General features: G+C 41.3%; 10 protein-coding genes, 2 tRNA genes, 1 rRNA gene and 1 pseudogene. 1 reads left to right on the top strand and 13 read right to left on the bottom strand.

Translation table 11 applies throughout. The features are described from left to right. Nucleotides 1-2 precede the first annotated feature (2 nt). The 4 genes from GCWU000321_RS00070 to GCWU000321_RS00055 form a co-directional block, all read right to left on the bottom strand. On the bottom strand, nucleotides 3-1364 hold the full coding sequence (locus GCWU000321_RS00070; protein ID WP_040381019.1) for an ISLre2 family transposase: 1362 nt from the start codon (nucleotides 1362-1364) through the stop codon (nucleotides 3-5). Nucleotides 1365-1642: 278 nt separating this feature from the next. After that, complete coding sequence (locus GCWU000321_RS00065) at nucleotides 1643-2350, bottom strand: TVP38/TMEM64 family protein (RefSeq protein WP_007069012.1); 708 nt, start codon at nucleotides 2348-2350, stop codon at nucleotides 1643-1645. Continuing rightward, the gene (gene thrC, locus GCWU000321_RS00060) at nucleotides 2343-3851 is read right to left on the bottom strand and encodes a threonine synthase (protein WP_007069011.1); all 1509 of its coding nucleotides are present in this window, start codon (nucleotides 3849-3851) and stop codon (nucleotides 2343-2345) included. The genes GCWU000321_RS00065 and thrC overlap by 8 nt, the downstream gene beginning before the upstream one ends. A 191-nt stretch (nucleotides 3852-4042) precedes the next feature. Further along, nucleotides 4043-4118: transfer RNA gene (locus tag GCWU000321_RS00055), tRNA-Lys, on the bottom strand. A 393-nt stretch (nucleotides 4119-4511) separates the two neighbouring features. Between GCWU000321_RS00055 and GCWU000321_RS00050 the strand changes: the two genes are divergently transcribed. Next, nucleotides 4512-4586: transfer RNA gene (locus GCWU000321_RS00050), tRNA-Arg, on the top strand. Between the two features lie 129 nt (nucleotides 4587-4715). Here GCWU000321_RS00050 and alr read toward each other — a convergent pair. From alr to rrf, 9 genes and pseudogenes are all read right to left on the bottom strand, one after another. Then, nucleotides 4716-5816, bottom strand: a complete 1101-nt coding sequence (gene alr, locus GCWU000321_RS00045; protein WP_040381017.1) for an alanine racemase — start codon at nucleotides 5814-5816, stop codon at nucleotides 4716-4718. A gap of 129 nt (nucleotides 5817-5945) precedes the next feature. Beyond that, a complete protein-coding gene (gene hemW, locus GCWU000321_RS00040; RefSeq protein WP_040381016.1) occupies nucleotides 5946-7085 on the bottom strand; it encodes a radical SAM family heme chaperone HemW in 1140 nt (379 codons plus the stop codon). After that, entirely contained in the window at nucleotides 7078-8874 is a 1797-nt protein-coding gene (gene lepA, locus GCWU000321_RS00035; RefSeq protein ID WP_007069008.1) for a translation elongation factor 4, read from the bottom strand. The genes hemW and lepA overlap by 8 nt, the downstream gene beginning before the upstream one ends. 83 nt (nucleotides 8875-8957) lie before the next feature. Continuing rightward, nucleotides 8958-9851, bottom strand: coding sequence for an EamA family transporter (locus GCWU000321_RS00030; RefSeq protein WP_040381015.1), 894 nt, complete (start codon nucleotides 9849-9851; stop codon nucleotides 8958-8960). Nucleotides 9852-9984: 133 nt separating this feature from the next. Next, a pseudogene (locus GCWU000321_RS09760) lies at nucleotides 9985-10502 on the bottom strand (flavodoxin family protein). Between the two features lie 8 nt (nucleotides 10503-10510). Beyond that, nucleotides 10511-11905 carry a radical SAM protein gene (locus GCWU000321_RS00020; protein ID WP_007069004.1) on the bottom strand — a complete coding sequence of 465 codons (1395 nt, stop codon included), beginning with the start codon at nucleotides 11903-11905 and terminating at the stop codon, nucleotides 10511-10513. Continuing rightward, the gene (locus tag GCWU000321_RS00015; protein WP_050754506.1) at nucleotides 11902-12837 is read right to left on the bottom strand and encodes an ABC transporter substrate-binding protein; all 936 of its coding nucleotides are present in this window, start codon (nucleotides 12835-12837) and stop codon (nucleotides 11902-11904) included. Before GCWU000321_RS00015 ends, GCWU000321_RS00020 begins: the two co-directional genes overlap by 4 nt. After that, nucleotides 12837-14915, bottom strand: coding sequence for a TonB-dependent receptor plug domain-containing protein (locus GCWU000321_RS00010; protein ID WP_040381010.1), 2079 nt, complete (start codon nucleotides 14913-14915; stop codon nucleotides 12837-12839). Before GCWU000321_RS00010 ends, GCWU000321_RS00015 begins: the two co-directional genes overlap by 1 nt. 317 nt (nucleotides 14916-15232) lie before the next feature. Then, nucleotides 15233-15348, bottom strand: a 5S ribosomal RNA gene (gene rrf / locus GCWU000321_RS00005). Between the last annotated feature and the right edge of the window lie 116 nt (nucleotides 15349-15464).

The following is a 15464-nucleotide window of genomic DNA, read 5'->3' as shown; positions in this document are numbered from 1 at the left end:
CGTTACCCAAATAGTTCCTTAAAGACCGGTATTTGGCACTTTCCAATCCCGGCAGGCAGCATATATTTATTCCCTCTCTTTCGTTCCATTCCATTCTTTCTTAATTGTATGGCTTGTGTATGAGCATGGCTTTTCTTCTCCAGTATTTCTTCTATATAGTTTCGTACGTTACCTCCGCTGGCCGCACACCCTCTCAGTTGCCCTATCGTGTTTGAGCATTCTTCACTCCACGCCATTGGCCTGCTTGTCAGTCTTGCTGCAAGGATTGAGCTTACATGGCCTTCTGTGCTGCTCTTTATTTCCGGATGCCTCATGCTGTTTACTGCATATTCCCAGTTTCTCTTCATATATACGTAGCTTTTCTCTATGACTTCTTTCCGTTCCGCATGCATCCTTATTTGGATTTCTACTTCTTTCTTAAAGGTTTCGTAGTCATCTTCTCTTAGCTCATGGTGAATCCGTTTGATCACTTTTATATTCTCTTTCCCTATCTGGCGTATATATCTTTCTAAATGGAACCGGTCCAATATGTATGTGCAGTTGTCCAGTATATCCAGCCCGGCTTTTATCCAGTTCCCTCCATCGCCAATAAGGTATATCTTCACGTCGGAGTCATAGGTCCTGTAAATATATTGTGCTACACGGCTCCAGAATCGTCCCGCTTTTTCATAGCCGACAAAGGTTCTTAATCCGACAGTCTTCCTTCGGTTTCTTGATACTTCCACTTTGTCTTCATATACATAGGCCAGTTTCATTTCACGATTTTGTCCATTCGCTATAGAAATATGGTCTTCATCGGCTTCTATATAGATTGTTTTTGCGCTGCTTTCTCTTTCCGGATAGGGGAGTTCTTCTCCTGTTATATGTCCCATTTTCTTCAAGCAATTGCTCACAGTCTGTCCTGATACGGCGGCTATGGTAGAGTGGGCAGCCGCCTGTTCATAGGATTCCTTGGTTGCATTGGTAATCATGGCCGCCGCACAGGAGGTTTCTACTCTTGCATAGGCAGGAATGCCGAGGATCTGATCTAACAGTGCTACATAGGTTCTTGTCTGTTTATCTTCGTAATATCTCCGATTGAAAGAAATTTCCCCAAAAGAGGTGACAAGGTTTCTTGCCTTATTCTTCGCTTTTATCCGGTATCTTTTCGTTTCTTTCTCTTGTTCATAAATTCGTTCATCTAATCCTTCCAACACCTTTTTGGCTACAGTGGCTCCTATCCTACTTAGGATCCGGTTGATAGAGTTCATGATTTTACTCATGGAAGTGTGTAAGATTTCCTTTTTGATGATGTCCTTAAGAAGTATTTCAGAAATCTCATCTTCTATTGGACTAAGATACGGTTCAAGTTCTATAATATTCATAAAGAAGACCTCTTTTCTTTCTTGAATTAGCAACTTTATTGTATTGCAAAAGAGATCTTCTTTTCTACTGTATAAAACACCCACTAAAACTTTATACCAACTTACAGCTAAAATATCAAAAAGTCTTCTTATGATCAATATGAAGCCACAGTTCGCAAACTGCCAGCAGTTAATCAAAGAAAACTTTTCATTGTCTCAATATTATTTTATATACCTTTAAAGGATGTCTGGCTTTTACAGTTCAATTCAATTTTCATTTAGATTGCTTTAAAACAAATTTATATATCCCTCTCCCTCTGCTTCCTCTTTTTCATATACCACCATACGGCTCCATACACGGCGGAAACAACAATAATAATGATAGTCAGACGCAAAGAATGTTCCCCCAGATGGACCACATCATGCCCGACAATCACCTCAAGTGCCACTGACGGCAACTTACCAAGCAAACTACCCGCCATATGAGAGCGAAATGACATGCCGGATAAAGCACAGATTGCTGTGACAAGGCCATTGGGCATATAAGGAATCGCTCTCGCTGCCGCCACCGCCTGCCAAGAATCGTAGGAATCCAAAGCAGTTAAAGTCTTACTCTGTTCAATCACCCGCTTTGCCAGACTTCGGAAAAGAACACGCATAACCCAGAAAGAAATCATGACGCCTAATGTTTCTGCCAGCCATGAAATCATCGTCCCCCAAAACAAACCAAAAATCAGGCCATTGGCAGTAGAAATAAAAATAGACGGAAGAAATCCAACAATATTGATAACGACATCAATAAAAAAACTGACAAAAACGGCATAAACACCAAACCCTCTTAAATAGGTAATAGTACCGCCCAAATCTCCACTTTTGGACAGTTGATAAACTGTTGGATAAAAAGCAGGATCCATAAAATGGATCCCTCCCAACACCAAAAGCAAAAGTGCCAAGAATCCATAACGCATCCGTCTTTCCTGCTTCTCTTCCAAATCCGCCTTATTCATTTCGCATCCTTATATTCATAATATCATCCATGTATTCACTAACTGCATCAGCCACATCATCTTTTCCAATTATATCGATAAAACGTTTTTCCTTCATTTCTAAATCTCCCAACTGAAAAGGAATAGGAATCCCTGTTTTCTTTTCAATACGCCGAAGAACATCATAGGGTGTACCTGTTTCATCTAAACCGAGAATCTCCGCTACTATACCGGGAAATTTATATGGATGTGCTGTGCTGATGATGACTGTATGAGAATGTCTTTCTATCTTCCCTTCGCAACGAAGTCTGTGATAAACTGCATAAGCCACTGCAGTATGAGGATCCATAAGGTAGTCATAAGATTCGTAAACTGCTTTTATCGCCCGTTTCATATCTTCGGAAGAGGCCCATCCTCCTGTAATTTCACCAAGAGCGTCTGCTAATTCTTCTTCCGATACCGCATATCGCCCTTCCTTGTTCAATGCTTTCATGGCTGCTGCCACTTTATCAGCAGAACCAAGTACATAGTACAGGAAACGCTCAAAATTAGAAGAAATAAGGATATCCATAGATGGTGATTCCGTCAGATAAAACTCGCGATTGATGTCATACACGCCTGTTTCGAAAAAATCTGTAAGTACCTTATTTTCATTGGAAGCACAAATCAGCTGTCCAAGGGGAACACCGATTTCTTTTGCCATCCACCCGGCCAGAATATTTCCAAAATTTCCTGTAGGAACTACCACATTAAACCGCTCATTTTCTCCAATCGAATGGTTCTTTCTCAACTGAAGCCAGATCCATACATAATAGATGATCTGCGGCAACAACCGGCCAATATTAATCGAATTAGCACTGGAAAACAAAACACCCTTTTCTGATGCTTCTTCTCTCAAGCCACTCATAAAAATGCGTTTTAATGCACTCTGGGCATCATCAAAATTACCATCAATACCTGCCACCCTTACATTATTACCGGACTGCTTCTGCATCTGATCCTTTTGAAGAGGGCTCACTCCATCAGACGGATAAAATACCATAATATTGATATCGGGAATGTCACGAAATCCCTCTAACGCTGCTTTCCCTGTATCACCTGAAGTAGCCGTTAAGATTAAAATCTGCTTTCCATCATTTTCCTGCGCCTTTGCCCATACAAGCAGATAAGGGAACAAAGAAAGCGCCAGATCCTTAAAAGCACAAGTCCTGCCATAAAACATTTCCGCCACAGAAAAAGCATCTGTCATACGTTTTACGGGCACAATTTCTTTTGCGTCAAATGTTCCCGTATAGGCCGCATCTGTAAGTTTCTTCAAATCATTTTCAGGAATATCTGTCAAAAAACGTTTAAGAACAAAGCTGGCCAATTCCTTATATGACAAATCCCTTAAAGAATTATATTCAATAAAAGGCGCCGGCAGCATTTCAGGAACATAGAGCCCGCCATCTTTTGCCAATCCCTGAAGCAATGCCTGGGGCGCAGAAATTTTTTCTTCACTTCGTGTACTTCTGTATCTCATACCGCACCTCTTCCGAAATATTTTTTATATTCTATCATACCTGCTGCATAAATGCAGAAAGACCCCTTCCTTCGCAAATCCCTCCGCAGCAATTATTAACTTTGCCAAAACCTTTTACAAAGATATTAAAAACTCCAACAAATTATGAAAAAACAAAAACCCGAAGCCATCATAACCTCGGGTATCATGTCTGGTGGATCATCAGGGGTTCGAACCCCGGACACCCTGATTAAGAGTCAGGTGCTCTACCAACTGAGCTAATGATCCGTCAACGAAAAACATTATATCATCACGATTATATCCTGTCAAACGCTTTTCTTCAAGTATTCCGGCATTATCCGAAATTGTAAAATAATCATCAATAGTAGATTCCATACTTCTTTTTCAGTTCACCAATATCTCCGCGCATATCACGGCTGCACTCATTCAGCACCATTTTTTAATGAGTGCCTTTACGCTTTATAAACAGCATCCTTTTAGCACTTGCCATCCTATAAACATGAGCTAATTCCCGTTTATAAGCACTCATCAATTCTTCCGATATTCCCCCTCCAAATAAGTTCTTGCGGCAGCATCAAAAGAAATATTTTCCGATCCATTCAATTTTAGCGCCACGCAATTGAGCAAACTCAGCGAATATGCTATAATGTCTTTCGTCAGGCGCCTATAGCTCAGGGGATAGAGCACTGGTCTCCGGAACCAGGTGCGAGGGTTCGAATCCCTCTAGGCGCTCCATTTATATTAAAACATTCTCGTTATAATCATAAAGTTGCACAAAACGCTAAATGTCGGCATATAGCACATAAAGAAGGTCGTAAATTAATAATGCGCCTTCTTTTTTATTTCATCAATCAGTATTTATAATCATTTTTCATCAATAAATATCCGTGGAATCCGTCTTAGCCCACAAAGAATTTCATAATGAATTGTACCGGCCAGTTCTGCCAGCTCATCCACTTTAATTTCTTCATCCCCCTGTTTTCCGATAAGAACGACTTCATCACCAGGCATTACGGTATCATCAACAGCCGCCATAAGCTGATCCATACAGATACGCCCCACGATAGGACAGCGTTTCTCTCCAATAAGAACTGCTCCTTTATTAGAAAGTGCACGGGGATATCCGTCTGCATATCCGATAGGAATCGTAGCGATTCTCATATCCTTTCCTGCTGTATATGTAGCACCATACCCTACGGTTTCTCCCTTATGCACCACCTGCACATGGGTAATATGGCTTACTACAGTCATCATATACTTTAAATCCAGATAATTCAGCATTGTATTTGAGGGAGAAGGCCCGTACTGGATAATCCCCGGGCGCACCAGATTGTACCAGCTTTCAGGAATATCCACGACCCCTGCGCTGCTTGCTGCGGAAATAACCAAATTCTCCAATGACGGCATAGCGGAAAGGGCCTCTTCAAATTCTGCCAGTTGTTTATACGTTTTACTCTTATTTTTTGCATCAGCTGTTGCCAAGTGGGTAAACAACCCATGAATATGCAGGTGGGGATATCTTTTTAATTTTTCCAGAAAGGCAGATAAATCTTTTGCATGTGTACCGATTCGATTCATTCCCGTATCAATAGGAAGCATCACTTCCACCATTTTTTTTAAAGTGGACGCGGCTATCTCCAACGCCTCCAAATTAGTCGTATCATCAACAGGAAGAATAAGTTCTTCATTAACACCCACGGACATTTCTTCCGGAAGCGGCAGCCCAAGGACATAAACCGGACAATCAAAACCGGATGCCCTAACGACACGGCCTTCTTCCACTCGGGCTACCGCAGCACCGACGCAGCCTTCCTCTAAAGCTGCACGCAGGCACTCTACCGCCCCATGTCCATAAGCATTTGCTTTGATTACAGCAAGCGCCGGTACGTTTTTTAAATGGCTGCGGATAACCCGCAGATTGTGACGAAACGCTCTTAAATCAATTTCCATGTATGATACCGGCATGTGGCTCCCTCCTTTTTAGTAAGTTCTTTTTATTTTAATGCAATAACTGTAAAAAGTAAAAACATTAACTGTAAAAAGTAAAAACATTCACAAAATAAAACTGATAGGGATACTTCCCTGCCAACAGATTCAATCCAAAAGAAATTGTTCAAACACATAATTTCCAAGTGCCGCCCCTTTATAGGTCATTTGAATGTTCCCATTATTCAGGAAAATCATCTTTTCTTTCACCAGCTTTTTCACCACACTGCCATAAACTTCCATTATTTCTTTCCCATACCGCTGATAAAATTTCCTGCTATTGATGCCTTCTTTCATACGAAGTCCAAGAAATGCAAATTCTTCCATTTCTTCTTTTGGGGAAAGAGAAATTTTTTCTTCTACAGGCTCGTCTGCCGCCAACCGCTCTTCATACAGCCTTAAGTTAGAAATATTTTCCCACCGTTCATGCCCAATGCGGGAACAGGCAGAGGGCCCCAACCCTAAATAGTCTTCTAATTTCCAATACTTCCTGTTATGGGCAGATTGAAACCCTGTCCGCGCAAAACTGGAAATTTCATACCGCTCAAATCCGTAATGAGGAAGTATCCGACACATCGCCTGATACATTGCCCAACTGTCATTTTCTGACGGACGCGCCAGAATACCGCGCGACGCCATTTGGGAAAATCTCGTTCCTTCCTCCAAAATCAAACTATATACCGACATATGAGTAACCGGCAAGTGAACAGCATACTTTAATGTCTTTTCAAAATCATCCACTGTCTGCCTGGGAAGTTCGCACATCAAATCAATACTGATATTTCTAAAACCGAGTTTGAATGCCCGATTGACAGCTTTCTCCGCCTCAGCAGCCGTATGGCGGCGCCCAATTTTTACAAGAAGTTCATCACGATTAGTCTGTACCCCCACAGAAATACGATTGACCCCCTGTACCAAAGCATTTTTTAAATATGATTCCGTCATATCGCAAGGATTCATTTCCATCGTAATTTCTGCATTCTCATAGATATGAAAATATCGGTGCAATGCTTCTATAATGCTTTTTAATTGATTTCCGGACAACACGGAGGGTGTCCCTCCGCCTAAATAAACCGTATCACAAAGTTTATCCTCAAAAAGTTTGCTTTTATTTTCCATTTCCTGCGCCAATGCATCAAGGAAACTGTCTGTCAATTTACTGCCTACAGAATAAAAGCCGCAATAATGACAGCGGCTTCGGCAGAATGGAATATGTAAGTAAAGGCCAAGCGTTTTGGAATCAGTCATCTTTTAATACCGCCATGAAGGCTTCCTGGGGAATTTCTACGCTTCCCACCTGTTTCATACGCTTTTTCCCCGCCTTCTGTTTTTCCAGAAGCTTTTTCTTCCGGCTTACGTCACCGCCATAGCATTTGGCGAGGACATCTTTTTTATAAGCTTTAATCGTTTCTCTTGCAATAATCTTACTTCCTACCGCTGCCTGGATCGGCACCTCAAACTGCTGGCGCGGAATAATGTCTTTCAAGCGGAGCGCCAATACTCTACCACGGGATGCTGCATTGCTTTTGTGGACAATAATAGACAACGCGTCAATAAGATCCCCGTTCAGTAGAATATCCAGTTTAACGGCATCTGTTTTTTGGTAACCGGAAATCTGGTAGTCCAAAGAAGCGTACCCCTTCGTTGCCGACTTCAACTTATCAAAGAAATCAAAAATAATTTCCGCCAACGGAATTTTATAAGATAAATCCACACGTGTTTCATCCAGATAAGTCATCGTCTGAAATTCACCACGACGATTTTGCACCAATTCCATTACATTACCCACCATGTCAGAAGGCACAAGTATTTCTACCTTGGCAATCGGTTCTTCTATATGCTCAATTTTTGTCATAGGCGGCAATTCCGCCGGATTATCCACGGCTATCATCTCCCCGTCTGTCTTGAATACATGATAGATAACCGACGGTGCCGTTGTAATCAATTTCAAATTATATTCCCGTTCCAGACGTTCCTGGATAACATCCATATGGAGCAGCCCGAGGAAACCGCAACGAAATCCGAAACCAAGTGCCTGTGACGTCTCCGGCACATATTCAAGCGCTGCATCATTGAGCTGCAACTTTTCCAATGCCATCTTCAGCTGATCATAATCTTTACTTTCAATAGGATAGAGGCCGCAGAAAACCATAGGCAGCGCCTTACGGTATCCGGGAAGAGGTTCTTTGGCACCATTTCCAGCGGATGTAATTGTGTCACCTACTGCACAGTCTCCTACATTTTTTATGCTCGCTGCTACATATCCCACAGATCCACAGGTCAAAGCAGCAGTAACTTTGGGAAGAGGCGTAAAGTATCCTACTTCTGTAACCGTATACACTTTCCCTGAAGACATCATCTTTATCTCCATACCTGGCCGGATCTCCCCATCCATAATACGGACATAAGCAATAGCACCTTTGTAAGGGTCGAAGATGGAATCAAAAATCAGACAGCGGAGCGGTTTATCGGAACGATCTTCCGGCGGCGGAACTAATTCCACAATCCGCTCCAGCACATTCTCTACATTAAGACCGGTTTTAGCACTTACTGGAACCGCTTCTGACATATCCAGCCCGATAACATTTTCCACTTCTTTCTTTACCCGTTCCACATCGGCGCTGGGTAAATCAATTTTATTAACAACCGGGATAATTTCCAAATTATTATCAAGCGCCAGATATACATTGGCCAAAGTCTGCGCCTGTACGCCCTGTGTCGCATCAATGATAAGAATGGCTCCCTCACAGGCAGAAAGGCTTCGAGACACTTCATAGTTAAAGTCTACATGCCCCGGAGTATCAATGAGATTCAGCTCATACATTTCTCCATTTTTATATTTGTACATTAAACGGGCAGACTGCTCTTTAATCGTGATACCTCTTTCCCGTTCCAGTTCCATTGTATCCAGTATCTGCGCTTCCATATCGCGCTTCTGCACGGTTCCCGTCATCTCAATAAGACGGTCCGCCAGTGTAGACTTGCCGTGATCAATGTGGGCAATAATAGAAAAATTCCTGATATGGTTCGTATCCATAGTCTCTCCTGCATGGTTATTTATCGACAATTATTCGTATTTCATTCAGTACACATTATAGCAGAACCTCAAAGCGGGGAAAACTAATTTCCATGCCATTTTCTCATGACCGGCATAAGAATAGCAAGTAAAACCATAATGATCCCTGTTCCTTCAAACAAACCGAACGTCGTTCCAAAAAGGAAATAGGATGCGATGACAGAAACGGCCGGTTCCACGGTCGCGGTCACTGATGTCTGCTCTTCAGTCAACCATGCAAGTCCGACATTATAGCAAATGAAGGCGATAACCGTACCGCAAATAATAATCATAAACATATCAAAAAGTACATCATCATGAAAGAACGTGCCTAAATCAGTAACAGGATCAGCCATATACCCCATTATACCGCCGAAAAGCATGCCGAACATAAGAAGAAATGAATTATCCAGTGTCATCATCAATTGCTTTGGATAAATGGAACAAAAAGCATAAAATACGGCGGACAAAATACTGTAATAGATACATTCCGCAGGAACAGACAATGTCCGGGGATCTCCCCCTGTCGCCAGAAGAAATACACCTCCTACCGCCAGCACTACAGCAAACATGTCACCCATCCCCGGTACCTTTTTTCTTCGCAGAGCCACCCAGCAGATAACAAGTGCGGGGCATATATACTGAATCACTGTAGCCACAGCCGCGTTTCCCGCACCAATTCCCGCAAAATAAGTATGCTGCATAAGCATGAGCCCCAGACCGTAAAAAATAAGTTTGATCCATAATGTAGGATATTCCTTAAGTATCCGCATAGACCGCCCCAAGGTTCCCCGCATAAAAGCAATCACGAAAATAATAAGTGCCGTAGAAATCATACGGAAAACAGTCAGGTCCATAGCGGTATGATCATTATGTGCAAGAAAATGCTGGGCCGCAAGCCCGCTTCCCGCCCACATGGTTCCGGCAATTACCACTAAAAAAACTGCAAAGAATTTCATAGCGTCTCCTTGCGTATCAAACATACACGCACAAACTTATTTTTAAATTTATTCTTTAATTTTAACAAAAAACTGTTCTCCTGCAAGGATGTCAGGAAAACAGTTTTGTTTAGTACTATTTCATTGGCTATTATTAGACAAAATACCTTTGACATTTTTCTGAAAAAGATTTCATATAGGTTTCCGCCTTTTCCAAATCCACCTTATTCGGATGCCCCACCGCTTGAGCCGCGCATTTTTCCATTTCTGGCCCACAATGGGGAGTAGTTATCCCCATGGTTCTCATTGTTTCCAACAATGCAGGATTGATTTCACCTTGTAAAGCAAAAACACCAATTACTGTATTTCCTTCAGGCAAAACCATGGCTGCATTGGCAAATCCTATAATAGCATGCTCCGATTCAGAGTCTGCCCCATTGTTTCAAAAAGGACAATCTTCTTTTTATGCAATGTACGCAGATATTTCTTCATCTTTTCATCAACACCGCCCCTATCTAACCAGTACCCTGCAAAAATCACATCAAATCCATCAGCATCTCCCGCCTCTTCTATGGAATGAATTTCGCTTCCTATTGGTGCAACCCGTGTCAAAGCCTCTGCCACCTTTTTTGTATTCCCTGTTTTACTGGAATATACAATTAAAAACTTCATATTCCCTCCTACTTCATATTAATCATGCCGTGCCAATCTGCTTTCTTGGTATTTTCTGGTAATCCAAAACACATGTAATCCGCTGCACGGAGTATAAGACGTGTCATTGTACGATACCAATATCTTCCGGGTGATGTCATTCTCCATTGATTTTCTATCAGTTCCAAAAGCCCCCAAACTTCCCAAGTTTGGAAAAGCGGCATCAATAATTTTGCAACAGGCAATCCAAACATTTCTTCTAAAGCAGATAAATCAATAATTCCCCGGTTTCCTGCTGATTGAAGTGCGGAAAAGAAAGCATGGTATTTCCCTTCTTTTTCTGCTGCCATAGGGCAATACATTCCCATCTTAACCACAGAATGATACATAGCATCAGGAATAGGTTTCATAAAACTGACCCCTCCGATTCGTCCGCCGCAGGCCATTCCAATCGCAAAAAGATCATCACTGCCAGAAGCAATTGTATTGTACAAATTTCTTTCGGATTGTTTCATCCGCCAATGAGAACAGGAAATATTCTCTGCCCCGATCGCATTCAATTCTTCTTCCGCTACCTGAAAGAAGACCTGTACTTCCGATTCTATCAAACACTTTCCTGCTGCTGCAAAAGATTTCCCCAAAGGAGAATCAGGAAGAAGCTGAAGCTTGTATAAATCTAATCCAGCAATGCCGCAAGCAGCGGCATCCCGAATATCCTGACGCATCGTTTCTTCTGTTTCATAGGGCAAACCATAAATTAGATCAATAATGATATCTGCTTTTTTCTTTGAGTAAATGGAAAGCTGTTTCAGCACCTCTTCTCGTGAATAAGGCCGACCAACTGTATTTCTTACCTGGCTGTTAAATGACTGTATGCCAAAGCTGAAACGGGTTACCCCACCAGCTATGGCCACGTCCATCTTTTCTTCTGTCATATCCGACAAACTTGATTCCATGGTGACTTCCGCATCCTCTGCCAAAAGGAACGTTTTCTTTATAGCGCAAAGTATATCCGCCATATCTCCTGCTGAAAGGATGCCCGGTGCACCACCACCAAAAAAGACGGCAGATATTTTTGATTTTTTAACATAAGGCTTATCGGACAGTGATTCCAGTTCTTTCAGTAAAAGCTCCACATATTCATGCTGTGCCTTATTATCTCCCTTCTTTTTGAAAAAAGAACAATAGGTACATGATAAACGACAAAAAGGAATATGGATGTAAACTGCTGCCCTTTGCGTAGGTGTACCATTAAATAAAACTTCCTTCATTGCTCCCAGTACCTTTAACCGGGACAAAGGTCTTGTATCCCGCTCTTTATAGGGAACATCGTTCCATTCGATCTTCCATGGACTTGCTGCAGTACCACCTCCTTCAGGAATCGTATCATACCATTCAGCAATATATTCTTCAAAATGGTTCATTCCAAATCCCCCTCATATGCAAGATTTGCCATTATTTCCAATGCTTCCGGATAATGAATTCCAGGACTGGACAAAAATAAATTCTGTGGCAGAAAATATACCCTTCCCGTTTGCACCGCTTCTAAACCTGCCCAGGCAGGCTGTTCAAAAAAAACTTTAAAAGCTTCTTCCTCTTTTCCCGGCAGCATCATTGTTGTTAGAAAAATGATATCTGGGTTCTTTTCTACCAATGCCTCTAAGTTAAAAGGCACCATATTAGTACCATCTATAAACATACCAGCAAAAACATTACTAATATGGAGACGTTTTGCAGTCTCTCCTGCAATTGTCTCTTCCCCCTCAAATGTTAACGATCGCGCCGTTCCATGAAGAATTGCACAGGTAAGTCCTTTATCAGGCATTTTCTTTTCCGTTATCGCCATACGTTCTCGAATCGCAGTAACCACTTTTATCCCTTTCTCATGATGTCCTGTACTATCTGCAAGTACTTGTATCGCATTTTCCACATCTTCATAACGCGAAAGAGACAAAAGCAGAAAAGGTATGTTATTGGTCTTGAAGACAGCTTCCAATTTATTATGGAGTCCGACCAGCCCAACCACAAGATCCGGGTTCATTGCAACAACAGATTCTATGTTGATATCGTACACATATCCCACTGTCTTTTTTCCCCTTGCCCATGCAGGTTCTTTTATACTCGGATTATTAGCCCATGCTTCAAAATCACCATCTACAGCAAGAAGAATTTCCGGAAAAGCAGTCGCCAAAAGCACTACCCGTTCTGGCTTCTTTTCCAATTCCACTGTACGCCCCGCGCTGTCAACTACTTGATAAAAAGCCGTAGTTTTGGGAATTTCCTGCTGGGTTCCACAGCCACTGGATAAAATAACCTCAGCCACTATAAAAAAGCTAAATAGAAAATTTCTTTTCATCAAAAAGTATGCTCCCATCCTATCGACCAAAAACGTCCATCCAAGTCACAGTTTGTGTCTTTCTTTCCAAAAACATTTTGTACCGTGCCATAAATGCGAGTATCTTTGTTAATTTTCCTTGTAAGCACAAAACTGGTCAAACTATAACTCTTTTTATCATCAGGCATACCATCACCATTTGCATCTGTTACAAATTTATAATCAAACTGATTCCAAAGCATCGCACTCCATCCCTTATCTTTATGGTCATCATAAATAAACTGGTACACTTGAGATAATTTTGCCCTCTGTGTCAAATCAATATGCTTTGTCGTATCTTTGGCATTCAACCATGTAGAGGTCACTTTAAATTCCAATACATCATTAAATTTATATCCCAACGTGCTTTCCACACCTTTGATACGGGCAGTATTCACATTTTCATAACGATACAGGCGATGTCCATTATTTTCTATTTTTACAAATCGGCTATTAATCAGATTATTCACATCACTGTCAAAGTATGTAATTGAACCATACCCTTTTCCAAACTTTGCTTCAATCCCCAAATCCCAACTGGTAGACTCTTCTGGCTTCAAATTTGAATTACCAGTAAGATGCACCCATGTCGTTCCCATCATTCTGTCCAAATCATAGAAAAGCTGGAATACCGTGGGCGCCTTAAACCCTTTGCCATAATTGGCTTTCACACGAAAATTTTCATTTGCGCTGTAAGTCACCCCTAATTTCGGAGATGCATGACTGCCATAAATACTGTGATGATCATAGCGAATTGCAGGAACAATAAACCATTTCCCATATTCCATTTCATTTTGGATATAGCCGGCATATGTAGAAAAAGATTTTCTGGAACGATTCTTCGTTATTCCATTTTCAGTCAACTCACTGATACCATCTCCATTAACCCCTAAATCGGTACCAGATATATTCTCGCGAACATATTCCGAACCAAAAGTCAAACGATGGTGCTCATTCAAAGAAATCGTGTTTCTCCCATCTATAGCCCATATATTATGAAAATTATAATTAAAATCATATGTATTATACTGTTTTTTTAAAACAGCTCCATAAGCCATTTTAGACAACCTATCAGCACCAGGAATTGCCTTGATTACTTTTTGATTTCTTTTGCTATCCCAATCAAACTTGCTCATATATGCGCGCAATTGCCAATCATTCCGATCTGTTTTCCCGTTCCAGCTGATTCCATAATTCTGCTGTTTATACCTTTTCATCCCATCACCAGAAATCATCGCTTGTCCGGAAAGTTTCTTCATTCCCATATATACAGGGAATTCCCTTAACATCGGATTTCCGCTGTCGCTTTCTAAATTCTGACTATAATAATCAACCCACACATTAATATAATTATTATTATTAAAATAATAATTTAAAGATGCGTTATATGTCTGTGCCGTTCCATAAGAATTGGACTCCGTTGCTTCCGGTTCCATATCTCTGCGGATTTTATTAAACCGCATATCAAAAGTAGAAGAAAACTTTCCGATTCTTCCTGTATCCGCATGCCACCAATGGCTCGTATCATTTGAAGTCTGTTCCAATCCAGTAACAAGAGATATTTTCATACTTGGCCTTGTAATAATATTTATCACGCCTCCCATCGCTTCCGAGCCATAAAGAGCACTTGAGGGACCACGGACAATTTCTACCCTTTCCACATTACTTAAATTGATACGATCTAGTGCCATAGCATTTCCAAGACCGCTCGCATCCGCTTCATTAGCCACACGCCGTCCATTAATCATAATAAGAGATTTATCCGTACTCATACCGCGAATAATAATATCATGACCGCCACCACGAACTTTGCTTTTTTGAAAAATATTTGCAAAATCTGTAAGTAAATTCCGCATACTGTGAGCACCACTTCTCCGGATATCCGCTTCAGTAATCACCTGCATTGATGCAGGTACCTTTTCTATTGTATTCTTCGTGCGAGTCGCTGTTATAACCACCCCAGGCAACTCATAATAATGAGGATACTCAGCAGCATAGCTTCCTCTGGAAATAGACAACACAACAGCAGCAACTAAAATACTTTTCATTCCCTGTTTCATACAAACTCCTCTTTCCTTTAAATGCTTAAATAAAATACTATAGAACTCCCATCCCCACAAACAGACAAGTAAAACCACCCCTTCCTTTTTCATATATCTGTATGTAAATCCTCTCATGATTTTATTGTCAGTTCTTTTATGATTTTATATTATTTATTTAATATCAAATTAACATACATGAGTTTGTGAGTCAATTTTTATTTTCGCGTCCCTTCGCTCCTTCAAAAGATGTTCTCCGCCTATCCCGGGTAACCCGTACGGATAGGAAGCCCCGGCATATGAAAAAAGACACCTACATTTGTAAGTGTCTTTTCCTTTATCAGCAGCTTCCTATCCTCCCGGGCCGCTTCCGGCCAAGTACTTTCGGCGTTTGTGAGCTTAACTTCCGTGTTCGGCATGGATACGGGTGATCCTCACAGCTGTCGCCACTGTTTCTCTGAGAGTCTGTTCTCTCAAAACCATATAGAAGAAGTCCTGAAGTTATTCGCTTGTCTCGGTGTTCCTAAGTTAAGACCTCGACCTATTAGTTTTATGTCGCTCCAAGCCTTG

This window comes from Dialister invisus DSM 15470 (assembly GCF_000160055.1).
Classification (GTDB): domain Bacteria; phylum Bacillota; class Negativicutes; order Veillonellales; family Dialisteraceae; genus Dialister; species Dialister invisus.
The sequence above is the reverse complement of the archived record's forward strand: the minus strand, read 5'-3'. Positions and strand labels throughout refer to the sequence as shown.

Bases quoted from the DNA above. Each gene is read 5' to 3' on its own strand.
- GCWU000321_RS00030 (WP_040381015.1), bottom strand. From the start codon at position 9,851: ATGAAATTCTTTGCAGTTTTTTTAGTGGTAATTGCCGGAACCATGTGG.
- GCWU000321_RS00065 (WP_007069012.1), bottom strand. From the start codon at position 2,350: ATGAATAAGGCGGATTTGGAAGAGAAGCAGGAAAGACGGATGCGTTAT.
- hemW (WP_040381016.1), bottom strand. From the start codon at position 7,085: ATGACTGATTCCAAAACGCTTGGCCTTTACTTACATATTCCATTCTGC.
- alr (WP_040381017.1), bottom strand. From the start codon at position 5,816: ATGCCGGTATCATACATGGAAATTGATTTAAGAGCGTTTCGTCACAAT.
- GCWU000321_RS00020 (WP_007069004.1), bottom strand. From the start codon at position 11,905: ATGAACCATTTTGAAGAATATATTGCTGAATGGTATGATACGATTCCT.
- GCWU000321_RS00070 (WP_040381019.1), bottom strand. From the start codon at position 1,364: ATGAATATTATAGAACTTGAACCGTATCTTAGTCCAATAGAAGATGAG.
- GCWU000321_RS00015 (WP_050754506.1), bottom strand. From the start codon at position 12,837: ATGAAAAGAAATTTTCTATTTAGCTTTTTTATAGTGGCTGAGGTTATT.
- GCWU000321_RS00010 (WP_040381010.1), bottom strand. From the start codon at position 14,915: ATGAAACAGGGAATGAAAAGTATTTTAGTTGCTGCTGTTGTGTTGTCT.
- thrC (WP_007069011.1), bottom strand. From the start codon at position 3,851: ATGAGATACAGAAGTACACGAAGTGAAGAAAAAATTTCTGCGCCCCAG.
- lepA (WP_007069008.1), bottom strand. From the start codon at position 8,874: ATGGATACGAACCATATCAGGAATTTTTCTATTATTGCCCACATTGAT.